The sequence below is a fragment of the Falsihalocynthiibacter sp. BN13B15 genome (assembly GCF_041205415.1).
In the GTDB taxonomy this organism is placed as follows: Bacteria; Pseudomonadota; Alphaproteobacteria; order Rhodobacterales; family Rhodobacteraceae; genus Falsihalocynthiibacter; species Falsihalocynthiibacter arcticus.
In genome coordinates, this window is sequence record NZ_JBGFCE010000007.1 from 107849 (window position 1) to 129824 (window position 21976).

The 21976-nt window shown below is 50.6% G+C and carries 20 protein-coding genes and 1 tRNA gene; 8 read left to right on the plus strand and 13 right to left on the minus strand.

Annotated elements, in window-relative coordinates:
- Both AB9F26_RS13155 and tsaD read right to left on the minus strand, forming a co-directional pair.
- On the minus strand, positions 1 to 963 hold the full coding sequence (locus tag AB9F26_RS13155) for an NAD(P)H-dependent glycerol-3-phosphate dehydrogenase (protein WP_335583959.1): 963 nt from the start codon (positions 961 to 963) through the stop codon (positions 1 to 3).
- On the minus strand, positions 960 to 2057 hold the full coding sequence (gene tsaD, locus AB9F26_RS13160) for a tRNA (adenosine(37)-N6)-threonylcarbamoyltransferase complex transferase subunit TsaD (RefSeq protein ID WP_335583960.1): 1098 nt from the start codon (positions 2055 to 2057) through the stop codon (positions 960 to 962). Before tsaD ends, AB9F26_RS13155 begins: the two co-directional genes overlap by 4 nt.
- Positions 2058 to 2120: 63 nt before the next feature.
- On the opposite strand from tsaD, the gene AB9F26_RS13165 reads away from it, so the two are divergent.
- From AB9F26_RS13165 to AB9F26_RS13175, 3 genes are all read left to right on the plus strand, one after another.
- Positions 2121 to 2825 carry a uroporphyrinogen-III synthase gene (locus tag AB9F26_RS13165; protein ID WP_335583961.1) on the plus strand — a complete coding sequence of 235 codons (705 nt, stop codon included), beginning with the start codon at positions 2121 to 2123 and terminating at the stop codon, positions 2823 to 2825.
- Positions 2826 to 2912: 87 nt separating this feature from the next.
- Entirely contained in the window at positions 2913 to 4139 is a 1227-nt protein-coding gene (locus AB9F26_RS13170) for a COG4223 family protein (protein WP_369768228.1), read from the plus strand.
- 10 nt (positions 4140 to 4149) lie between these two features.
- The gene (locus tag AB9F26_RS13175) at positions 4150 to 5604 is read left to right on the plus strand and encodes a heme biosynthesis HemY N-terminal domain-containing protein (RefSeq protein ID WP_335583963.1); all 1455 of its coding nucleotides are present in this window, start codon (positions 4150 to 4152) and stop codon (positions 5602 to 5604) included.
- On the opposite strand, the gene AB9F26_RS13180 is transcribed toward AB9F26_RS13175, so the two are convergent.
- Together AB9F26_RS13180 and AB9F26_RS13185 are read right to left on the minus strand one after the other, a co-directional pair.
- A complete protein-coding gene (locus AB9F26_RS13180) occupies positions 5601 to 6758 on the minus strand; it encodes an acetate/propionate family kinase (protein ID WP_335583964.1) in 1158 nt (385 codons plus the stop codon). The two genes, AB9F26_RS13175 and AB9F26_RS13180, sit on opposite strands and share 4 nt — an antisense overlap.
- Complete coding sequence (locus AB9F26_RS13185) at positions 6755 to 7696, minus strand: bifunctional enoyl-CoA hydratase/phosphate acetyltransferase (protein ID WP_369768229.1); 942 nt, start codon at positions 7694 to 7696, stop codon at positions 6755 to 6757. Before AB9F26_RS13185 ends, AB9F26_RS13180 begins: the two co-directional genes overlap by 4 nt.
- 267 nt (positions 7697 to 7963) lie before the next feature.
- On the opposite strand from AB9F26_RS13185, the gene AB9F26_RS13190 reads away from it, so the two are divergent.
- Positions 7964 to 9130, plus strand: coding sequence for a nucleotide sugar dehydrogenase (locus AB9F26_RS13190; RefSeq protein ID WP_335583966.1), 1167 nt, complete (start codon positions 7964 to 7966; stop codon positions 9128 to 9130).
- A gap of 21 nt (positions 9131 to 9151) precedes the next feature.
- Here the strand turns inward: AB9F26_RS13190 and AB9F26_RS13195 are convergent, their stop codons facing one another.
- Together AB9F26_RS13195 and AB9F26_RS13200 are read right to left on the minus strand one after the other, a co-directional pair.
- Positions 9152 to 9835: an ABC transporter ATP-binding protein gene (locus AB9F26_RS13195; RefSeq protein WP_335583967.1), complete on the minus strand. Its 684-nt coding sequence runs from the start codon at positions 9833 to 9835 to the stop codon at positions 9152 to 9154.
- A gap of 4 nt (positions 9836 to 9839) precedes the next feature.
- A complete protein-coding gene (locus tag AB9F26_RS13200; RefSeq protein ID WP_335583968.1) occupies positions 9840 to 11144 on the minus strand; it encodes a hypothetical protein in 1305 nt (434 codons plus the stop codon).
- Positions 11145 to 11232: 88 nt separating this feature from the next.
- Between AB9F26_RS13200 and AB9F26_RS13205 the strand changes: the two genes are divergently transcribed.
- Positions 11233 to 12027 carry an ABC transporter permease gene (locus AB9F26_RS13205; protein WP_335583969.1) on the plus strand — a complete coding sequence of 265 codons (795 nt, stop codon included), beginning with the start codon at positions 11233 to 11235 and terminating at the stop codon, positions 12025 to 12027.
- Between the two features lie 110 nt (positions 12028 to 12137).
- Positions 12138 to 14297 (plus strand): glycoside hydrolase family 99-like domain-containing protein, encoded by a 2160-nt coding sequence (locus tag AB9F26_RS13210; protein WP_369768230.1) that lies wholly within the window; start codon positions 12138 to 12140, stop codon positions 14295 to 14297.
- A 15-nt stretch (positions 14298 to 14312) separates the two neighbouring features.
- Here AB9F26_RS13210 and AB9F26_RS13215 read toward each other — a convergent pair whose 3' ends face one another.
- From AB9F26_RS13215 to AB9F26_RS13245, 7 genes are all read right to left on the minus strand, one after another.
- On the minus strand, positions 14313 to 15650 hold the full coding sequence (locus AB9F26_RS13215) for an APC family permease (RefSeq protein ID WP_369768231.1): 1338 nt from the start codon (positions 15648 to 15650) through the stop codon (positions 14313 to 14315).
- 173 nt (positions 15651 to 15823) lie between these two features.
- Positions 15824 to 16627, minus strand: coding sequence for an alpha/beta fold hydrolase (locus AB9F26_RS13220; RefSeq protein WP_369768232.1), 804 nt, complete (start codon positions 16625 to 16627; stop codon positions 15824 to 15826).
- 1000 nt (positions 16628 to 17627) lie between these two features.
- Positions 17628 to 17704, minus strand: a tRNA-Arg gene (locus AB9F26_RS13225).
- A 54-nt stretch (positions 17705 to 17758) separates the two neighbouring features.
- Positions 17759 to 18205, minus strand: a complete 447-nt coding sequence (locus AB9F26_RS13230) for a hypothetical protein (protein ID WP_335583973.1) — start codon at positions 18203 to 18205, stop codon at positions 17759 to 17761.
- 24 nt (positions 18206 to 18229) lie between these two features.
- Entirely contained in the window at positions 18230 to 19528 is a 1299-nt protein-coding gene (locus tag AB9F26_RS13235; protein ID WP_369768233.1) for a mechanosensitive ion channel family protein, read from the minus strand.
- Between the two features lie 62 nt (positions 19529 to 19590).
- Entirely contained in the window at positions 19591 to 20289 is a 699-nt protein-coding gene (locus AB9F26_RS13240; RefSeq protein WP_039003342.1) for a response regulator transcription factor, read from the minus strand.
- Positions 20267 to 20545, minus strand: a complete 279-nt coding sequence (locus AB9F26_RS13245; RefSeq protein ID WP_369755440.1) for a hypothetical protein — start codon at positions 20543 to 20545, stop codon at positions 20267 to 20269. Before AB9F26_RS13245 ends, AB9F26_RS13240 begins: the two co-directional genes overlap by 23 nt.
- Positions 20546 to 20697: 152 nt before the next feature.
- Here AB9F26_RS13245 and AB9F26_RS13250 point away from each other — a divergent pair, with 152 nt between their 5' ends.
- Both AB9F26_RS13250 and AB9F26_RS13255 read left to right on the plus strand, forming a co-directional pair.
- Positions 20698 to 21198, plus strand: coding sequence for a hypothetical protein (locus AB9F26_RS13250; protein WP_335583977.1), 501 nt, complete (start codon positions 20698 to 20700; stop codon positions 21196 to 21198).
- A gap of 73 nt (positions 21199 to 21271) precedes the next feature.
- Complete coding sequence (locus AB9F26_RS13255; protein ID WP_335583978.1) at positions 21272 to 21907, plus strand: ribonuclease HII; 636 nt, start codon at positions 21272 to 21274, stop codon at positions 21905 to 21907.
- Positions 21908 to 21976 lie beyond the last annotated feature (69 nt).

The following is a 21976-nucleotide window of genomic DNA, read 5'->3' on the forward strand; positions in this document are numbered from 1 at the left end:
TTATTCCTCCTTTAAAGGGCGCGCGATGAGGGCTTCCATCGCTTGGGAAACTGTTAGACGTTGAGCCAAAATTGCGGCCACGGCATTTGTGATGGGCATTTCGATACCATGTTTTTTAGCCAGATTAGAGACAGCTTCGGCGGTTTTCGCGCCTTCAACCGTCAAACCAGAATCAAATTCCGTTTCTGCCCCCAGTGCAAACCCAAAACTAAAATTGCGACTTCTTGTGGATGTGCAGGTAAGCGCCAAATCCCCGAAGCCGGAAAGGCCTGCAAGGGTTTGCGGCATGGCACCAAGGGCAATCGCAAGGCGTTGAATTTCGGCATACCCCCGCGTCATAACGGCGGCGCGGGCGCTTTCCCCGAAACCGGCCCCAATGGCCGCGCCACTCGCGATTGCAATGACGTTTTTAAGGGCTCCACCGAGTTCAGCGCCAACCGTATCGGTTGTCCAATAGAGCCGCAGGGCAGGTGTCGACAGCATTTCTTGCAGCGGTTCCAAGCAATTTTTGGGGCCAGCAAGTGTGAGGGCGGTCGGGAGGCCCGCGGCAATATCTACTGCAAAACTCGGCCCAGTCAAAATACAGGCCTGAGCCGATGGGATTGTTGACGCAATGGTTTGCACCGGACCTAAACCCGTTGCGAGGTCTACGCCCTTACAGCATGCAACCAGCGTTTTTCCATCCAACAATGTCGCATGCGAATGAAGGAAGGCGGCGAGTTTCTGGGTTGGGATGACGAGAAGAATGGTGTCCGCTTTGCATGCCGTCTCTAGGTCGGATGACACGGTCAAGGTTTTGGGAAAACGGGCCTTCGGAAGGCGCGCGGCGTTCATCCGTGTCGTTTGCATTGTCTTCACTGCGATTTCATCACGCGCCCACAGCGTAACGTCGGTGCGCGCATTGGACAATGTAATCGCTAACGCCGTGCCAAAGGCGCCAGCACCTAAAACAGAAATACTCACGCTTTGGCCCCTTTCTTGCCAGACCCAAGCATTGAACCACTTTTGGTGTCGAGTGGCCATCGAGGGCGAGCGGCTAGTGTCATATCATCCTCGTGACCTGCCCGAAATCTCTCAAGCCCAGTCCAAGCGATCATCGCGGCGTTATCCGTGCATAGGGCAAGCGGAGGCGCGATGAAACGCGCACCGTTTTCCGCAGAAACAGTCTCTAATGCAGCTCGAATTTCCATATTGGCCGAAACGCCTCCCGCAACAGCAAAGGCCGGCACACTTGGGTTTTCAGACAAGTAAACTGCAAGGGCACGGCGTGTTTTCTCTATCAACACCGCCGTGACCGCCTGTTGAAAACCCGCGCTCAGGTCGGCTTGATCTTTCTTGGTAAGCCCGCCCTTGTCGGAAACCACGGAATTACGGGCGCGGAGAACGGCCGTTTTTAACCCAGAGAACGACATGTCGCATCCCGGCCGATCAAGAAGCGGGCGCGGAAAACGAAAACGCGCCGGATCACCGGAAAGCGCACATTTCTCGATGTTCGGACCACCGGGTTGCGGTAGCGCCAAAATCCGCGCGATTTTGTCAAAGGCTTCACCGGGGGCGTCGTCGATGGTGCCCCCTAGGCGGGTAAATTCGTTTTCGCTGCGAACGATCAAAAATTGGCAATGCCCTCCCGAGACCAGCAGCATGAGATAGGGGAAATCGAGGGAATCCGTCAGGCGGGGGGTCAAGGCGTGCCCCGCAAGATGGTTGACGCCAATCAGCGGCAAGCCCGCTGCTACTGCGATTCCTTTGGCGCACATGACGCCCGAAATGACACCGCCAATAAGACCGGGGCCGGATGTTACGGCAATTGCGTCAAGGTCAGAAAAGCTGAGACCTGCAAGGCTCATGACATCTTGGACGCAGTAATCGAGCTTTTCTACATGCGCACGTGCGGCGATCTCGGGGACCACACCACCAAAATCCTTGTGAAGGTCGGCCTGTCCGACCACTACTTGCGACAAAATCTGTGGGGCGCTACCAACTTCGTGGCGTACAATTGCCGCGGCGGTATCATCGCAGCTGCTTTCGATTCCCAGCACTGTGAGTTGCTTTGGCATTGGCGCTCCTTTCTATTCGCAGGTAACATTCCCGCTCAATCTAAACAATCCAGTAGTTCGTCAATGATTTCAAAACATCCAGCCCTATTACTTACACGTCCCATCCAAGCTGCCCAAGACTTTGCTAACAGGCTAAATCTTGGGCCTGAAGAGGACGTGACTTACTCACCTCTTATTGAGATCGAATATTTGCAGTATGATGTGGGGTTTGAAGCTGCGATTTTTTCATCCCGAAACGGAGTTATTGGAGCAGGGGCGGGCGCTGGAAGGCCCGCATATTGCGTCGGCGACATCACGGCAGAATTCGCGAGAAAGGCTGGCTTTGACGTGCGAGAGGTCGGCGAAACAGCCTCAGCTCTCGTGCAAAAAATAGTCTCTAACCCGCCAGAAATGGAGCTCGTTCACCTACACGGCGCGTTTACGCGTGGCGATGTTGCCGGTCGATTGAAATCTGCTGGGGTCAGGTGTTTAGAGCAAGTTGTGTACATGCAAAATGCGTTGCCGTTGACGCAAAAGGCGCAATCCCTTTTAAAAGGAGAAGATATTGTGGTGGCTCCGCTGTTTTCGCCACGAACGGCCGAATTGTTTTCTGAACAAATTCAAAACCTCGCTCTTCCTCTTGCGCGCACTCATAAAATAAAGATCGTTGCGCTGAGTCAAAATGTAGCCAGCCAACTTCCAACACCTTTTCGCAAAAATATTGTTGTACCTCGACTACCAACCGGAGATATGATGCTTCAAATTGTAGCGCGATATTTCTGCGATTGAACCTCGCAACGCGCGCGTAGACCTAACTTGATTGTGATATGCGTCACGGATGGCTATTGTTAATGTGACGCTAGAAAGGGACTTTTCGTGACCAATAAGACTTCTCCCGAAAACGCACAAATTGAAGAAACGAACGCGGAATCTGAACCTGTTGTCGAAACGGTCGATATTGAAACGGTCGAAGTTGAAGCGCAGGATGAGGCTGTCATTCCAGATATCGAGCCAGATGCAGACGTGGCTTCGGAAAAACCGGATGCCGACGACCATATCGAACCAGTTGCCAAAAAAAGGGCAGGGGTTCCCGCGTTTGTTGGTGGTGCGGTTGCTGCAATACTTGGCTTTGGTGTGGCACAATTCGTGCCCGAAGGGTGGCCTGTCGCGGGCATAGATACTAGTGAAATGGACGCCAAGATCGCATCCCAATCAAACGAAATAGTTGAACTCAGACGAATGATTGAGACACAAGCGAGCGCGTTGGGAAGCAAAGTCGATAGCGCGGAATACACCACTGAACTGACGGCGCTTTCTCAAGAAAGCAAGCAGGATGTTGTAGGAGTAAATGCTGAACTTGATGCATTGAGTGCGAGTGTCGAACAGCTTTCGGTGAGGTTAACCGACCTTGAGAAACGCCCGATTTCTAGCAATGATGCATCTGATGCTGCGGTAGCTGCTTACGAGCGGGAATTGACAGCTATGCGTGAAACATTGGCGGCGCAAAAATCCCAGATTGAAACCGTTGCCAAAGAGGCGGAAGCCAAGATATCTATGGCCACAAGCCAAGCCGAAGAGCTTCAGGCTGGGGCAACTGCGATCGCTAATGCGGCTCTATTAAGGGCTGGAATGTCCAATATTAATTCGGCGATTGAAGGCGGTAACTCTTTTGACGCCGCTTTGGCTGATATTACAAAAGCAACCGGAAAAGAAGCATCCGCTCAATTGCAAGCCGCTTCGATTTCCGGCGTGGCGACCGTGGCGGACCTGAGGAGAGCGTTCCCATCTGCGGCACGCGCCGCTATTGCTGCAGTTGCGTATGAAACGACGGACGAGAGTGCGATTGACCGATTGGGCGCCTTTTTGCGCAGTCAAACTGGAGCGAGATCATTGGAACCGCGTGCCGGCGATGATCCTGATGCCATCCTTTCTAGGGCCGAGGCTGCAGTTGGGGATGCAAACCTCCAAGAGGCGCTTTCAGAAATTGCGTCCCTCCCTTCAGCGAGCCAAGAAGCAATGGCGGATTGGGTGAAGTCCGCAACTTACCGATTAGAGACACAAGCCGCCATCCAAACCTTCGTTTCCTCAATTTCAGAAAATTAAGAGAGCCCTCATGATTTGGTCACTAGTTAAAATTCTATCTTTTGTGGTTCTTATTGCTGCGCTCGCGCTGGGCGCTGGAATATTAGCTGAGTCGAACGAGGGAATTCGGATTGCGGTCGCAAACACTGAATTTACGTTGCAGCCGTTGCAGGCGGCAATCGTTTTGGCAGCTCTCCTTGTTTTGGTGTGGCTCCTGATCAAAATCGTAGGACTTATTGTGGCCGTCATACGTTTCCTGAGTGGCGACGAAACCGCGATTTCGCGGTACTTCGATCGCAACCGTGAGCGTAAGGGATATGAGGCACTGGCGCAGGGAATGATGGCGCTTTCGTCGGGTGAAAGTCGCGTTGCGATGGCGAAGGCAGCGCGTGCTGACAAGTATCTAAACCGGCCCGAATTGACGAATCTATTGACGGCGCAGGCCGCTGAAATCTCTGGTGATACTCAAAAAGCTGAGGAAGTTTACAGGCGGTTGCTTACTGACGAGCGCACGCGTTTCGTTGGCGTGCGTGGGATAATGAAACAGAAACTTGCACAGGGAGATACAGTCACAGCGTTGGCCCTTGCGGAAAAAGCTTTTGCCTTAAAACCACGACACACAGAAACCCAGAACACGTTGTTGCAGCTTCAGACCGAAAAGCACGACTGGCAAGGCGCGCGCCGCACCCTTAAATCTCAGCTCAAGACAGGGGCGATTCCAAGAGATGTTTATAAGCGACGCGACGCTGTATTGGCGTTGTCCGAAGTCAGTATCCTTTTGGATGAAAAGTCAACGATCGAGGCACGTGAAGCCGCGATTGCCACACAAAAACAATCTCCCGACTTAATCCCGGCGTCCGTTTTAGCCGCGGATGTCTATATGGAGCAGGGCAAACCAAAGCTTGCCGCGCGGTTGTTGAAAAAAGCGTGGGCTGCTCAACCCCATCCCGATTTGGCGGCAGCCTTTGCTCGAATTGATACAAACGAAGATGCAAAAGCGCGGTTGAAGCGATTTGAGGCCCTCACCACACAGCGCACAGGCCACCCCGAGACGATAATGCTTTTGGCGGAACTCCTTATTTCTGCGGAAGACTTTCCCACGGCGCGGAGAAAAATGGGGACATTGGCAGAAACGTCACCGTCCTCCCGTAGTTTGGCATTGATGGCGGCGATTGAACGGGGTGAAGGCGCGGACGATGCGACTGTTCGGGGATGGCTTGCAAAAGCAGTTACCGCCCCCCGAAGCGAGGCATGGGTTTGCGATAACTGTGGGCAAGTGCACGGTGTTTGGGTGCCAGTTTGTACCAAATGCAATAGCATTGATACATTGAGTTGGAAAACGCCATCGGAACCCGAAAGTGAATCAACAAATTCTGCTTCAATGTTGGCGCTCATTACCGAGAGTATTCGTAACGACGACTTGGATGCAGAGGAAGACGTTCAGGATGCGGAAATAGTCCCAGATGAACCAAAGACCTTTGATTAGAGACTGTTTAAAGATTGCACCGCCGCGCGAGCAATCACATATTCTTCGTCTGTTGGGATCGTCAATACTTGAACGGGTCCTGTACCGATCTGCGAAGAATTTCGGGCGTTTCTAATGGGGTCTACGAAGAGGCCGAGATAACCAAGACCGCTGGTTATACGTTGCCTAAGAACGGCGGAGTTTTCTCCAACACCTCCGCAAAAAACAAAGGCATCAAGGCCCTCAAGAACTGCGGTTAAAGCCCCAATTTCCCGTCGGGCACGGAATACATAATAATCCAACGCTTCCTTGGCTGCCGACGCATCAGACGCCAGTAGCTTACGCATATCACCGGAAATTCCGGACAAACCTTTCATACCACTTTGATGGTACAAAAGATGCGTAACCTCCTGTGGGGTCATTCCTCTTTGCTCAATGAGGTGGAGAATTACTCCGGGATCAATTTGTCCGCAGCGGGTTCCCATCGGTAGGCCATCAAGAGCCGAGAAGCCCATCGAAGACGCGCGGCTTTTTCCGTTTTTGATCGCACACATAGACGCACCGTTCCCTAGGTGAGCGATAATGATCCGCTTGTCTTTGAGGTCTGGATAGCGACGCATGAGTTCTTCGGTTACAAATTCATAGCTCAACCCGTGAAATCCGTAACGGCGAATACCTTGATCATAGAACTCTCGGGGCAGCGCGAAAGTGTCATTTACCCACGGGTGCTCGCGGTGAAAGGCGGTGTCAAAGCAACCGATTTGAATCGCAGACGGAAAGGCGATTTGCGCGACTCGTACACCCGCGAGATTGAATGGTTGGTGGAGTGGCGCAAGGGGAGTCAGGTCGCCCAGTGCTTCCATTGTTTCGAGTGTGAGGATTTCGGGAGCACCAAATCGGGTACCACCATGTACGATCCGATGGCCGACAGCGACAATATCCAGTTTCGCGAAATCGCTGGATAGTCCCGACAGAACTGCGTCCAAGGCACTTTGTGGTGTCGCCGCTTGGACGGGAGTATTGGTCTTCTTGCCACCTCGATTGAGGATAAGTTCAGCGGCACCTGCTATATTGTCGACCATGCCGGACAAAATGAGTTTCGGCTCTTTTAAGGCGCGATAGAGACTGAACTTCAATGTGGATGATCCAGCATTGAGCGCAAGAACCGCCTTCATTTGAACTGAGAAGCTCTATAAAGGGACGCGAGCGCCGAGGAGGCGATACGGCTGCGGATTCCGTCAGCGCGGCTGGTTAAAATTATGGGGACGCGTGCGCCCAAAACCAGTCCTGCTGATTCCGCACCCGCAAGATATGTGAGCTGCTTGGCGATCATATTTCCGGATTCTAGGTCTGGGGCGACAAGAATATCCGCGTGGCCGGCGACATCGGAAATGATCCCTTTCGCCTTGGCCGCTTGGGGTGAAATAGCGTTGTCAAATGCCAGAGGGCCATCGACGATGCCACCTATTATCTGGCCACGCTCCGCCATTTTACAAAGCGCTGCAGCTTCAATTGTTGAGGGTATACGCGGATTAACCGTTTCGACGGCTGACAAAATGGCAACTTTTGGTACCGATATTCCAAGCGCAATCCCAAGGTCTATCGCATTCTGAACAATGTCGGCCTTGGTCAATAAGTCGGGTGCGATATTGATTGCAGCGTCGGTGATAAGGAGCGGCTTTGGATAGGCTGGCACGTCCATAAAGAACACATGGGTCATACGGCGCTCTGTTCGCAAACCCTCCGTTTTGTCCAATACTGAGGCCATTATTTCGTCAGTGTGTAGCGCACCCTTCATCAAGGCCTGAGCATTCGCCTCGCGGACAAGGCGAACCGCCCGCTCGGCCGAATCGTGACTATGCTCGGAGTCAACGATTCTAACCCCGTCCAACGAAAGACCTTCTTGATCGGCCACGCTCCGAATTCGTTTCTCTGGGCCAACTAGAATGGGCACAATGAGCTTAAGATCCCACGCTTTAAGGGCTCCAGCTAAGGACAGCGCATCACAAGGATGGATCACGGCGGTCACAACGGGATCAAAGGATTTTGCTTTTTCCAGCAAATGGTCAAGATCGGCACCAGCCCGCTGTAAGGGGAATTCCTGAATGTTCATACTTAGCCCTCAATTGCCCATGTTTGAGCGTAACAATACGTGTCTTACGCCGGGTTTTCGTGCGTTTCTTGTCACGAAAACCAAATCCCACCCACACAATATTTGGGAACAGTATAGCCGGTAGCTTAGATCGCAAGGCAAGAAATTGTCCAGTTGAGCAACAGAATCGAACCGTGTTCTTGCAAGGGTTGAATTCAGTGTGTGTCTTTTCTGAACCTCTGATAGACCAAGCGTACAAAAATATGAGTTTTAAAGTTAGGAATTGACGTGAAGATTTGTGTAGCTGGGATTGGGTATGTGGGCTTGTCAAATGCGGTCTTATTGGCACAAAATAACGACGTGATCGCTGTGGATTTAGACATTTCACGCGTGGAGGCGGTGAACGCGCGCCGGAGCCCAGTTGAAGACGCGGAACTTCAGGAATTTTTGACCAATAAGCAACTTTCACTGTTGGCAACAGACGATCGGAATCGCGCCTATAGTGATGCCGACTATGTCATTGTTGCGACGCCAACCAATTACGATCCCTCGACAAATTTCTTTGATACATCCACAGTTGAGGCGGTTATCAAGGAAGTCATTTCCGTGAACACCACGGCAACCATTGTTGTAAAATCAACGATACCCGTGGGTTTTACAAAGAGAATTTCAGCCGAGTTAGAGACTAATCAAGTAGTTTTTAGCCCTGAATTCCTACGGGAAGGGAGTGCACTTTATGATAACCTATATCCTAGCCGAATTGTTGTCGGTGAAAAGAGCGAGCGGGCGAAGATATTCGCTGATCTGCTGAAGGAAGGCGCTATAAAAGAGGACATCGAGACCCTTTTTACTGGCGCATCCGAAGCAGAAGCGATCAAACTTTTTGCTAATACGTTCTTGGCGATGCGCGTTGCCTATTTTAACGAATTGGACAGTTACGCCTTGGCTTCGGGAATGGATGCACGTCAGATCATTGACGGTGTTGGCTTGGATCCACGCATTGGAAGCCATTACAACAACCCGTCGTTTGGATATGGCGGGTATTGCCTACCCAAAGACAGCAAGCAATTGTTGGCAAACTATTCGGAAGTTCCACAAAACTTGATCCGTGCCATTGTGGATGCGAACCGCACCCGCAAAGATTTTGTCGCCGATCAAATCATCGCACGTGGCCCTAAAGTTGTCGGTATATATCGCCTTGTTATGAAAACAGGCTCAGACAATTTTCGCCAAAGTTCGATTCAAGGGATCATGAAGCGGATTAAGGCCAAGGGTATCGACGTAATTGTCTATGAACCCGCTTTGCATGAAAATGAATTTTTCCATTCCAAGGTTTTCTCGGACTTTGAGGAATTCAAAAGATGTTCCGATGTGATCGTGGCAAATCGAACATCCAGCGAGCTTCTTAGCGTCGCTGACAAAGTGTTTACGCGTGATCTTTTTGGCTCTGATTAGGATCAATTCTGTGGAATACGGCTAGTATTCGACAATCCAAGGCGGGGTTCGGCCCTGAATCACGTGGTTATAATGCTTTATCGCATCTTCAATACCGTCGTAGTAAAAAAGGCGGCCTTTCTCTAGGACCGCACCAGCCGAACACAATTTCCTTATCATCGGCAGGGAGTGAGACACAACAATTGCGCCGCTTGTCTTCATGCGTTCCTGAAAAAGCGCGGAACTTTTTGTTTGAAACGCCGCGTCGCCAACAGATGTGACCTCATCCACGAGGTAGGTATCGAATTTGATTCCCATCGACACGCCAAATGCTAAACGCGACCGCATTCCCGAGGAATAGGTTCGAAACGGTAGGTCGAAATGCACGCCCAATTCGGCGAAATCCTTAACAAATTCGGTCAATTTTTCCGTATCCACGCCGTAAATACGGGCAACGAACCGTGCATTTTGAGACCCTGTGAGTTCCGGATGAAAACTTCCTGCAAAACCAACCGGATAGGAAATTGACCCCGTTGAACTTATCGAACCCGAGGTTGGCCGTTGCGTGCCAGAAATCATTTGCAGCAACGTGGATTTGCCTGCTCCATTTCGCCCCAAAAGCCCAATCGAAACACCAGACGGGAAGACCGCGTTAATGTTTTGCGCAACAACTTTAGACTTTCCATTAAGAAAGAAAGTCTTGCTGAGATTCGAAAGCTGAATCATAGAATTACCGGCGATCTCGGATGGAATATAGGACCAGCGTTAGAATTGCCCAGATCATGAATAAAAACAGGGCTGCTAGACCTAACAGTAGCTCGCGCTTTGGATGAAGGGCTGTTTCTGCCAAGGTTGGTTTCACATAGGCAGCCAAATACCGGCTCTGACGGCTGGCCTCGGCCAAAGCAAAATCATAGGCCTGCAAGGCGGCTAGATAGGATTTCTCGGCAAACTCACGATCAACAATCAGGCTTTCAAATTCGCCGATCATTGTGGAAAAATCTTCGCCACCTTGGCCGGTTGGATTGGACCCAAACTTCCGCCGCTCATCATTGATCCGCGCATGAATAACATCGATTTTTCGCTGAGCGAGGGTGATCCTAGGGTCGGTTTTCGACGCAATGTCACTGAGCAAATCAAGTTCGATAAGCGCGTCCGAAAGCCTTTGTTGAAGGGCATTCATCAAGCCAGTTTGCACCACGATTTCCGTTTCCGGATCGGCGATTTGATTTTGCAGCCTAAATTGGGTCATTTTCTCCCGCGCGATTTTCAGGCGCGCGATGGATTTGTCCAGCTCTTCGCGGGCGTAACGCGTTGTGTCTTCTCTGGCAATCGCGCTAAGCGCGTTAATCATTCGCGAGTTTTCCTCAAAAATCGCCCGTGCGATATTTTGGGCGTCTTGCGGAGTAAAGGCCCGAACTTGGAGTTCAATAAGTTGTGTGCCGGTATCGTAGTTTACGCGGATCATGCGTTGCCAATACTTCACCAGATCTTCTATTGAACCTTCCGGATCAAACGAGAAAATCGGATCGGTTTCGGGAATAGAGAATAGCTTTCGTAGGTCGAGTTGTGCGTCAATGGTTTGGACCATGATTTGGCTCTGGATGAATTCATAGAGAATATCCGCGTCGCGGGAGCCCGATCCGGAGAGACTACCCAAGCCACCCAATATATCCAGTGGCGATTGCGCTTCTTCTGTTCGAACCGAAAACCCAACGGTTGATACGAACTGATCTTCTGCACGTTGATAAAGGTAAGCAGCCCAGAGGCCCACTGGCACAACAACAATAAGGGCGAAAAGGACAGCGATAAGCCCATGCCGCCGCTCTAGTTTGGCTCTGTTTGCTGGCGGTGCAATGGTAACCACGGTTGGCTTTGGTGTTGCCGCCGCTGGTTTGGGAGCGGCAGGATTTGCCTTGGGTTGTGCTGGAGTCGTAGGGCGAATGGGGCTCGTCCCTTGATTCGGGTTTGCATTCTTGGGGGCCGCCGGCTGAGCAACGGGACCGGATCCCGGATTTACCTTCTGTGTCGACACTGGATTCCCCATCTGATCATTTGCCTATTGATAACACTTCCTTCATATCTATTAAAAGGGAAACCATAGAACAAAAAAGGGTGGATCGGTGGCATTCTTCGCGAAAGGCCTGCATGCGAGAAGGCACAAGACGGCCCGTACGGTTGGCGCATTGTTGCTTCGAGAAATGGCGACCAGCTATGGCCGATCGCCAGGGGGATATGCTTGGGCGATCCTTGAACCCGTCGCGGGCATTGCCCTGTTGTCGATCGTCTTCTCCGCGGCATTTCGCGCTCCCCCCCTCGGGACGAGCTTCCCCCTTTTCTATGCGTCCGGTTTTTTGCCTTTTGTTTTCTATCTCGGCCTCTCATCAAAGGTTGCGGCCTCGATTCAGTTTTCTAAATCCCTTTTGAGTTATCCGGCGGTTACCTATTTTGATGCCATACTCGCACGTTTCTTGCTCACGAGTTTGACTCATATAATGGTATTTGCCCTCGTGATATGGGGCATCATTTGGTTTGGCGATATGCGACCAATTCTCGATCCCTTTCATATAATCAACGCGATGTGCATGGCGGCAGCCTTGGGGCTTGGGGTTGGAACATTAAACTGTTTTCTTATGTCGATGTTTCCAATCTGGGGGCAAGCTTGGGCCATTGTAAACAAGCCCCTTCTCATTATTTCCGGGGTATTGTTTCTTTTTGACTCAATTCCTCGTCCGTTTAATGAGTTTTTGGTATTTAACCCCCTTGTTCATGTAGTCGGAGAAATGCGGCGCGGCTTTTACACGAATTATCAGGGCAGTTATATCGAGCCTCTTTACGTCTATTTGGGGTCATTCGCGGCTTTTGGCATTGGGCTTCTCTTGCTCAACCGTTACAACCGCACTATTCTCAATGACTGATGAAAAATCTGAATTTTTCACCATCGCAAATTTTCGGGACGGGCCTTTTGGATTTTCACACTATTGAGACACTAAAGCGGAGGTTTAAGGCCTCTTTTAAAGTCGCTTTCATGACGCCGTCAGCGGTTAAATACGTGAATATTTTGAAGCGCAGTCCAGAGTTTGACCGCGGGTTCTATTTGCGTACAAACAGTAATATCAATCGTTTTTACCATCGGTTCCCTGAACGGCATTATGTGCTTTATGGCGAGAGTTTGGGGTTGCGTCCCAACCCAGATTTCGCTCCCAGAGATTACATGCGTTTGAATAAAGATATTGGCCCTGAACATAGACAGGCCCTGCGGCATTATCTGGAGCGCGGCAAAAACGAAGGACGTGCGACTGCTGTGCGCCCGGGTGCGTCCTCGCGAGATGGGAAGAAAACTGCAGTTGTCAGACCCTTGATCGAGGGCCAAAAGGCCAAGTTTGCCGTCGTCATCCACGTGTTTTATCATGACTTGTGGTCAGACTTTAAGGCGCGTCTGTTGGATCTAGATATCGAATTTGACCTGTTTGTGACAGCGACCTTTGATCCGAGTGAAACGGATGAAATGTTCGCCGATATTCGCGCGACTTTCCCGTCTGCGCGTTGTTTTGAGTTGCATAACCACGGTCGCGATATCTTCCCTTTTGTCTATCTCGCGAATTCGAGTGTTCTGGACGGTTATTCCGCGATTTGTAAGTTTCATACCAAGAAATCCCCGCATCGAACCGATGGCGAAAAATGGCGAGATCACTTGATTTCGGGTCTTCTAGATGGGCAAAATACGTCCCTTATCACTGATGCATTCTTGGCAGATGAGACCGCAGGGTTCCTTGTTGCAGACGGTCAACATTTTACCGAAACGCGCTGGTGGGGGTCTAATTTCGAGCGGACAAAAGCGATGTTGGCGCGGGTCGAAGTTCCTATCACAGAGAAGGGGATTTCATTCCCAGCGGGGTCCATTTATTGGTTGAAGCCCGAAATCTTGTCTATGATAAAGGGGATCCGTCTGACAGAGGACGATTTCGAATATGAGTTGGGCCAGGTCGACGGAACACTCGCCCATGCGTTTGAACGCGGTGTCGGGTTCTTGGCTACAAATGGGGGGCAGACCACGCGTCAAACCTCCGAAATCATGTCGAGACCTGTTGCTGACCCATTGCCATTGCCTGAATTTACCTCCTGTTTTTATCTGCCGCAGTTCCATCCAACTGAAATGAATGACAAATGGTGGGGCAAAGGGTTTACCGAATGGACGTCGACCGTCGCTGCGAAACCCCAGTACAAAACCCACCAACAACCCGTTTTACCCGCCGATTTAGGGTTCTATGATTTGCGATTGCCGTCGGTCATGGGGCAGCAGGCCGAGTTGGCCAAGGATGCCGGAATCGACGCGTTTTGTGTCTATCACTACTGGTTTGATCGGACGCGTATCTTAGAAACGCCGATGAATAACCTCCTTAACGCCCCAGAAATTGACTTCCCATTCTATCTTTGTTGGGCCAACGAAAGCTGGCGGCGCAATTGGGATGGCCTCTCGGGCGAAATCCTTCTGGATCAATCCTATGGTGAAGGTTTTGAAGAGCGCTTGGTCGAGGACAGCCTCCCATATATGCGGGACGCTCGCTATCAACGGCCAAATGGTCGCGACCCAAGATTCGTGATTTATCGCCCCGAAGACATGCCGAACCCCGTTCAAAATGTGGCTCTAATGCGGCAAGCTTGGCGCGATTCTGGAATTGGTGAAGTGGAGTTGGGCGCGGTACGGTTCCATATTTCGGGCGATCAATCTGTCGCCGAAGACGTTTTTGATTTCTGGATTGAAATGCCGCCGCACGGAATGGTCGTTGAAAAAGATTTGATCGAAATTGATAGTCTTGATTCCGAATATTCAGGCTCTTTTTCAGGCCTTATCTATAGCTATGACGGTGTGATTGAAAACAGCGCGAAGAAATCCTACGTGCGTGGCCTCCCTGCCAATACAATTGCCGGGGTTATGCCAAGCTGGGATAATACCGCACGTCGTGGGGCTGCCGCGCATATGGCATATGGGGCCAACCCGCAATCATTTGATCGTTGGTTGAAGTCGATACGCGCCCATCGCCTTGAAGGGTCCTATCGGAACGAGTTGTTTATCAACGCATGGAACGAATGGGCCGAAAACGCCATATTAGAGCCTAGTAAGCATTATGGATCTGCATATTTGGAAACGGCGAAACGCAATATCAAACCGCGTAGCCTCGGCTAAAAACACCTGCCCATATCAGATTGCTTTATGGCGTCTGAGGGAGATTTTGCGACCGGTCGCTGAGCGATAAAGAAACTCGATTAGCACAGAGGCCACGATCATCGCGCCTACAATTACGAGGTGGCTACGTGTTGCTGGGTTTTCAGCGACTTTCCAGCATAGCGCACCCAAGGCTCCCGCAGTGGTGAAGGCCGCAAGGCCAGATATCCACGCCCGAGCACCCGTTTCTTTGGCCAAACGGACACTCGCGACATTCACGAAGAAAAACAGGAGCAAAAAACCGGCGCTGCCCGCTGTTGCAATGGCTTGCAGGGGAATGAAATTGGCAACGATTAGTGCCAGAGCCGCGCAAATGATGGCCCCCTCGGAATGTTCGTTTCTGATTGTTCGTTCGATTTCCTTAGGCAACTGCCCCGTTTTGGCAATGACATAGGCTAAGCGACCTGTACTAAAAAACGTTGCATTGATCGCCGAGCTTGTGGCCATTAAGGCGGCCACGACGATAGCAATATATCCGGTCTTGCCCAGAACCCCTCGGCCCGCAGCGGAAAGAGCCGTGTCCCTATTGGCGCCGACCTGCTCAAGGCTCATATGTCCCAAAACAACGCTCACAATCAGGACATAGAGGGCAATGACAATGAGCACTCCGCCAATGTAGGCAATCGGTAAGGAGCGGCGCGGGTCGGCCACATCTTTGGAAGCATTGGCGATCAGCTCAAACCCCTCAAAATTCAGAAAAATCAGCATACTGCCTGCAATGAGAGCGACGGGCGTCACGGCGCCGACGGGGTCCAATCGTGTCCAGTCCATCGGTGTGAGGAAACCCGCAATGATGAAACCGACCAACAGGACCATTTTGATGATATTGAACACGTTTTCGGATTTGATGACGAGTTTAGCTGCCAGAACGTTCAAGCCGACAAGGCCGATTATGACGCCGCTGGTTAATAAATGTATCAGGAAATTTTGCGACTCATGAGGAAAAAGATCCGCGCCATAACTTCCGAAGGCATAGGCGTAAATCGCCAGCAAAACCACGTAGCTCAGCAGGAGGAGGATATTGGCGGCCCCTGTGAATAAACCCGTACCAAAACCGCGACAGAGGAAATCAACAGTGCCGCCCTCGCCCGGATAGGCCAGCGTCAATTTCAGATAGGAATAGCTGGTCAGCAAGGCCACAATCCCAGCAATGACAAAGGCAAGTGGTGCGGCCTGTTTGGTCAACTCAATCGTCAACCCCGTTACAGCAAAGATTCCGCCGCCGACCATTCCGCCGAGGCCAATCGACAAGGTCGACAGTGTTCCAAGTTTTTTAGAGTCCGGATTTACTGTCTCAAAAGGGGTCTTAGGCATTGGGTGATGTGTCCATTAATCATGCGGGCTCAACTTGATCCTGCAATGTATTCAAATAGGTAGCAAGTCTGAAACACTTGATTGGAGAGGTCGCTTCCGTGCACAAGTATTAAGAAATGCGGCAGTGTTTCAATAGGGGCGCAACAAAGGGAAGTTCTCCCGAAAGACCCCCCCTATGTCACACGGCCTATTGTCCGCTCAATGAGGTCGTTGACCAATTTTGGTGTCTCGATTGAAGAAGAATGGCCTGCGCCCTTTAGGACGAATAGTTCCGACCCCTTAATCGCCGCATGAAGGCGTTCAGATTTTTCAAGGTCAGTGGCTACATCCTCCTCTCCAACCCCGATCCCGACGGGCAATTTAACATTGTTCAGAAGTTCTGCACAGCCATCGCGCTCAATCACACCTGACACCGCCCGCGATATACCGATGCGGTGATTGCCTGCAATCGCATCCGCCCACCGTTTCTTTTCCTTCACCCGAGCCGCGTCGTTCAGGAATGTCTGCCCGAACATGATCGGCAAAACGCGCCCCGTTACGGCCCACAAACCGATCCAGCGGGCAACAAAATTGAGCATACGGTATTTCGGTCCGTTCTCGATCGGTTCAGGGTCCGCGGAGGTATCGAGCAGGGTGAGCGTTTTCAACAATTCCGGATGTTTTGCGGCCAATCGCATGCCAACAAATCCACCCATACTCAAACCGACAAAGTGACAAGGCGCGACCCCAAGATGCTCAATGAGGGCAGCAGCATCTTCTGTGAGTGTGTCAATATCGTATCCGCCTTTGGTCACACCACTCTGCCCCTGACCGCGGTGATCGAAAGTAATACAGCGATATGGTTTCTGGAAATGGGCAATTTGTTCCTCAAACATGGCGCCATTAAATAGGAGGCCGTGGGAAAACACGATTACGCCGCCAGTCCCGCCGGTGTCGGTGAAATGAATATGGGCACCATTTAGATCAACGTGAGGCATTTTTCTCCCTCCATAGGAATGACGCTTTGTAGCACATTGGACCGTGTCAGAGGCCATTGATTTGTCGCTAGGCCTGCGAGGAAGAATAACCACACTATATCGTTTTTTCAGGAATGAATCACCTTTGCGGAAGCATCGCCCTAAAAGCGGGGATACTGTGGACGTTCGATGCGGCTAAAATCGATCGGCACATCCCACGCCCTCTAGCACCGTCCCTGTAGAGTACCTGTGTTACCAAATCTTCGGTCCATTGTCCGGCGGGACCGTTTTTGTCCTGCCGCGCTACAAAGCGAGTCATGCTTTGTCCCAGAATGCCAAATTCCGTGATTTGTTTGCCACGGGCGAGGTCGCTGGTAAGCGTTGCCCGTGAGGCAGAGGCGATCCATCAAGGTGTCAATTCTGTTTCCACGAACCCAAATCGACGGCTTTGTGAGTTATAAACTTCACCAAGGAATTCGCGGTGAACACCGCCGCCTAATCCGCGTACGCGTTCTCCCAACAACTAGGGGAAGGATGGTATGACAATTTCAGGAACCAGACAGTGGGGGGTATAGGGATGCATGAAATGCCCCATCCAAGCTGGTAGACGTTTGCCAGCATTGCTAAAGTGCAGTGCTGCGCGCCTTAATCCAACTGAACACAAGAATTTTGTACGAGCGGTAAGGGACAAAACGACCGGTCGGGTAGCCGACGTGTTCATGAAGCTGATCGCCGTAAGGTGCATTCAGTTCCAAAAGACCGACTAAATACGATCATTCAGGCACTGCGTTTGTGTTCGTCTTGTGTACCGATTGATGTTGCAGAGATACCTCAAATTGGGATACATTCCTCTAGAGAGTTTTCGTACGCCTCAGAAGACCAAACGCCGCTGTCTTTATAAAAAGACGCGGCGTTTTCATTTTCAGCTAATGAACAGAAAAAGTGCAAATTTTCGAAACACATTATGATGTTTCTCTGCGCGTTGATGGGATTTCAAGCGATTGTCTTGGCTTGATTTTGTTGGTGACCCCGGGTGGGTTCGAACCACCAACCTGCCCCTTAGGAGGGGGCTGCTCTATCCAATTGAGCCACGAGGCCACTTGTTTTGAATTTGTATAGATCGGTCACGCCAATTAACAGGCGATTTTACGACTATTTTTCAAGTTGCTTTCTAAGCTCGTTGAGTTGTGCGTCAAAAGACTCTGGGGCGTCTTGTAGGGTTTTGAGGATGTCGTTTATTTGAGCTTGTGTGGCAGTTGAGAGATCACTGTTTTTGAGGTCTGCGACGGCTTTTTCAAAATCGAAACTGTCGTCCGAAATAATTCCAGACTCCCTCCATTTAGCGAGTTCAATTTCAAGCTTAACTTTGGCGTCGTCCGAGAGTTGTTCGACATAGCGCGCCATGCCTTCAGCCTTGTCGGACGCGCCTTTTGCGATAGAGGTTCCAACGTCTCCGACTACATCTTTTGCTGCATCGCCAGCATCCTCAAGCGCACTTTTTAAACGTTGCTCTGATGTTGGTTCTGGTTTGTTCAACAGAAAATATCCGGCAACTACAATTGCGGCCCCGAGAACCGCGCCTAAAACAACTTTGATCATTTCAAAATCCCAAAAATATAATTTCTATTTGTCGCTGGCATCGGCAGTAATCTGGTGAACATGGATGTCGCGTTGAGGGAACGGAATGGAAATACCCTCGGCCTCAAATGTGGTCTTGGCGCGGGCAAGCATATCCCAATAGACGGTCCAATAATCTTCGGTTTTGACCCATGAGCGGCAGAAAATATTTACCGAACTGTCGGCCAATTCGCCAACGAACACATCTGCGGCCGGATCTTTGAGCACCAATTTATTGTCCTCAAGCAATTTTTTGAGAATCCCGATCGCATGGTCGGCACTGTCGGAGTAGGCAATTCCAAACACCATATCAACGCGTCGCGTATCGGAGGCATTGACGTTGGTAATAACATCGCCCCAGATTTTGGAGTTCGGAATGACGATGATTTGGTTGTCAAAGGTGCGGATTTTTGTGGAAATTATCGACATTTCAACCACAATTCCAGAGGTGCCAGCGGTATGAATATAGTCGTCCGTGTCGAAAGGCTTGAGGATCATAATCATCAAGCCACTCGCTAGATTTCCGAGCGTGTCTTGAAGGGCAAAAGCGAGAATAAAGGATAGACCACCAAGGAGGGCGAACAGTGGCCCAACATTGACGCCAAAAGCCGCAAGAACAACCATGATGCCAATGGCAAAAGCTAGCCAGTAAACAACAGTAAGAATGAAGGCTTTTAGGAGGTTCGAAAGATGCGGGATTTTCTCGAGCCCGCGCTGTGTCACGCGGCGAATGAATTTCGCAACAAAGGCCAGCACCCAAACGGCAACAATAAGCGTACCGATTTTGATGAGAATTCCAAGCCCGCCGTCGCGCGCGATCATCCAGTTTCCAGCAGTGCGCAATAGGGTAATGGAATCAGTAGTTTGGAGGCTGCTCTCTTTAAGGCCAATTAAATAATTCTCATGGCTCTCCAAGTCTTCAGCGGCCCCCCCTTTTCGGCCCCAAGCTTTGAGAACACTTTGGTATTTCCGCTGAAGTGCAAATTGCTCGGTCGTCATGGTGGACAATTGCGTACGAAGGGCGTCGATTTCCGTGGCGCTGGCAGTCAAAACCTTCAGATTAATGTTGGCAATTTCGTCCATTTGCGCATGGACGATGCCCTGCCACGCGTTCGCGACTTCGGCCAATTCCTCAGATGTTAAAGGCACCATCAGAATGGAGAGAACCTGTTGATCCGTTTCCGCGCTTTGGAGCTCTGTGCTGATCGAAACAGTTTCGGTAGTTTCTTGGGCCGAAATTGTCGTAGCCAACGAAAGGAAAACGGCCGTGAGACAAATCAAAAGCCGTCTGGATAGGGTCGACATAGAAAATTCCTGTCACAAAATTTGAACGGGTATAGAAGGAGAAAATAACCGAGTTTCGGGGGTTATAGCATTTGAATGACGTCTTTTTCAATCGAGAGCAAATAACCCCGTCGAGCAACGTTCTTAACCAATAAATTGCTGACCATTTGGTTGCCCAGCGAATCGCGCAGCCGTTTTATTCGTGTTGCGCCCGCGGCCTCGTCGCAATCGACCTCGTTGCGCCCCGAAATAACGGCTTCGATTTGGGCCCCTGTCATGACATCATCGTCCATCCTCGCTTCAGCCAAAACCGAGAGGGTTTCGATTGCGGCGGGGGTAAGGACAAATTCCATATTGTTGAGGTAAACCGTGTTTTCCTCTCGGCTAATCAGGAGGGAATTTACTTGAATTCCCGAGCGCTCAACCTCGCCCATGCGGCGATTCAAAAATAGGATCGTCAGCAAGAAAACGAGCGAAACGACCATCATAATTGAAGCAAAAACCAGTAAGATGAGGATCGTGACACGATAGGAATTCAGCGTATCCGAAAAGGCTGTTCCCGATTGGGCAAGGATTTCTAGAAGCTTAATTTCCGCCCCGGACGTAAGATCATTGTTGGCAATAAAGATACTTTCAACACGCGCGTTGAACGCATTGGCATCGGGGAGGTTCGACAACAAAAGTGCCGCCGCACCTGCGAGGAGTACGACGACAACGATTGTTCCAATCAGAATGACACGGTTGCCAGAATGAGAGGCTTTAGTAGCGAAGGAAGTAGGCACCCGCGCTCGCTTTCTTACCGTTCAAGGCGGCATCGTCAAAAACACTGATGACCGTGAGAAGTGTCCAGCCGTCTTTGCCGATCCGTTTTGCAATTACCGACCCCGCGGCCGATTTTTCGCAGGTATCATCCGTTAATTTCACAACCCCGTAATGGAGTCGCAAAGGGTTATCTTGCTTGGCTTTATAGTCCGCATAACAAGCGGCAGAGGCGGGTGCGGCACCAAGAAGCGCAATCGCGAAGATTATGTGTTTCATCATTTCAAAACCATGCGCCAATTGTGCGTGTTATTCAATATCACAGGTTCGGTTATCCCCTAACAATCAGGTGATATTGAGAGACTTCACCCAATTGCGCAAAATTATTTCATCGCAATTTCCGTATTGCACCTAAATAAAGGAATTTTGAAATGATCCGCAATCTTCGAACGCTTCTCTTGGTCGCTGTTTTGGCTGTTCCGTCGTTCTCGGCTCCGGCTCAAGCGAATGAGGATTTGAAAAAGTTCCTCGCGGCCATTGCTGTGATGGGTATCATTGGCGTGGTCGCCGAGCGTGAGCGTGACAACAAACCAGTTGCCGCTCCGGTGAAGCCAATTCCAGAACAAATCTACAAACCAAACCGGCGTTGGACGGATAACAATAAACGGTTGCCGCAGAATTGTTATAGGTCCTTCCGGACAACGGATGGCAATAGATCCTACTATGTTGAAGACTGCCTGAACAAGCACTTTAGACACGCACAGAATCTTCCTAAGCAATGTGAAATTAAGCTTAAGAATAATGGTAAAGGTAAGTGGAAGGGCAAGGGGCATGGTAAGGGAAAAGGCAAGGGCCACGATAAGCACGTTAAGGTCTATAGCCCCAACTGTTTACAGCATAACGGATACTATACTCAGCGCCGCGAATACTAAGGTGTTAAACGGGCGGGGAAAATTCCCCGCCCTTTTTGCTTGCCCGTCGCCCAAGAATGGGCAATCCAAGGGTATGAACAGCAAACCTCTCAAACCCGTCCCCGACTTTTCCTATGAAATGGCTGCGTTGAAGCGCGGCGCCAAGTTCATCGCAGGGGTTGATGAAGTGGGGCGCGGACCACTCGCGGGGCCCGTAACGGCGGCGGCGGTCATTCTTGATCCAAATGACATCCCAGAAGGCTTGAATGACAGTAAGCTCCTGACAGCCAAGAGACGCGAAGCACTGGAAGCAGTGATCTTCGCAAAGGCGCAAGTGTCGATTGCGCATGCCTCGGTGGAGGAAATCGACGAGATCAATATTCTGCGTGCGAGTCACCTCGCTATGGTGCGTGCGATTGCGGGCCTCAATGTTGTTCCCGATCACGTTCTGATCGACGGCAATATGATTCCCCGCGACCTTACCTTGAGTTCGGAGGCAATTATCAAAGGTGATAGCAAATCAGTATCGATTTCGGCGGCCTCAATTGTCGCAAAAATATGCCGCGATCGCCTCATGGTGGATTTAGCGCAACAGCATCCGGGTTATGGCTGGGAGACAAACGCGGGATATGGATCAAAAAGCCACATGTCTGCGCTTCTAAAACTTGGGGTTACCCCACACCATAGACGTTCCTTCAAACCAGTACACAATATCTTGTATCAAGACTAAAAGTTAAGTGATTGATTCAAAAAAGAAATTGACGACGAATCCATTATGACTCATTCTTGGTCTCAATAA

Coding starts and splice junctions, on each gene's coding strand:
- tsaD (WP_335583960.1), bottom strand. CDS start 2,057: ATGCCAAAGCAACTCACAGTGCTGGGAATCGAAAGCAGCTGCGATGAT.
- AB9F26_RS13165 (WP_335583961.1), top strand. CDS start 2,121: ATGATTTCAAAACATCCAGCCCTATTACTTACACGTCCCATCCAAGCT.
- AB9F26_RS13175 (WP_335583963.1), top strand. CDS start 4,150: ATGATTTGGTCACTAGTTAAAATTCTATCTTTTGTGGTTCTTATTGCT.
- AB9F26_RS13180 (WP_335583964.1), bottom strand. CDS start 6,758: ATGAAGGCGGTTCTTGCGCTCAATGCTGGATCATCCACATTGAAGTTC.
- AB9F26_RS13185 (WP_369768229.1), bottom strand. CDS start 7,696: ATGAACATTCAGGAATTCCCCTTACAGCGGGCTGGTGCCGATCTTGAC.
- AB9F26_RS13195 (WP_335583967.1), bottom strand. CDS start 9,835: ATGATTCAGCTTTCGAATCTCAGCAAGACTTTCTTTCTTAATGGAAAG.
- AB9F26_RS13210 (WP_369768230.1), top strand. CDS start 12,138: ATGACGCCGTCAGCGGTTAAATACGTGAATATTTTGAAGCGCAGTCCA.
- AB9F26_RS13215 (WP_369768231.1), bottom strand. CDS start 15,650: ATGCCTAAGACCCCTTTTGAGACAGTAAATCCGGACTCTAAAAAACTT.
- AB9F26_RS13220 (WP_369768232.1), bottom strand. CDS start 16,627: ATGCCTCACGTTGATCTAAATGGTGCCCATATTCATTTCACCGACACC.
- AB9F26_RS13230 (WP_335583973.1), bottom strand. CDS start 18,205: ATGATCAAAGTTGTTTTAGGCGCGGTTCTCGGGGCCGCAATTGTAGTT.
- AB9F26_RS13235 (WP_369768233.1), bottom strand. CDS start 19,528: ATGTCGACCCTATCCAGACGGCTTTTGATTTGTCTCACGGCCGTTTTC.
- AB9F26_RS13245 (WP_369755440.1), bottom strand. CDS start 20,545: ATGAAACACATAATCTTCGCGATTGCGCTTCTTGGTGCCGCACCCGCC.
- AB9F26_RS13250 (WP_335583977.1), top strand. CDS start 20,698: ATGATCCGCAATCTTCGAACGCTTCTCTTGGTCGCTGTTTTGGCTGTT.
- AB9F26_RS13255 (WP_335583978.1), top strand. CDS start 21,272: ATGAACAGCAAACCTCTCAAACCCGTCCCCGACTTTTCCTATGAAATG.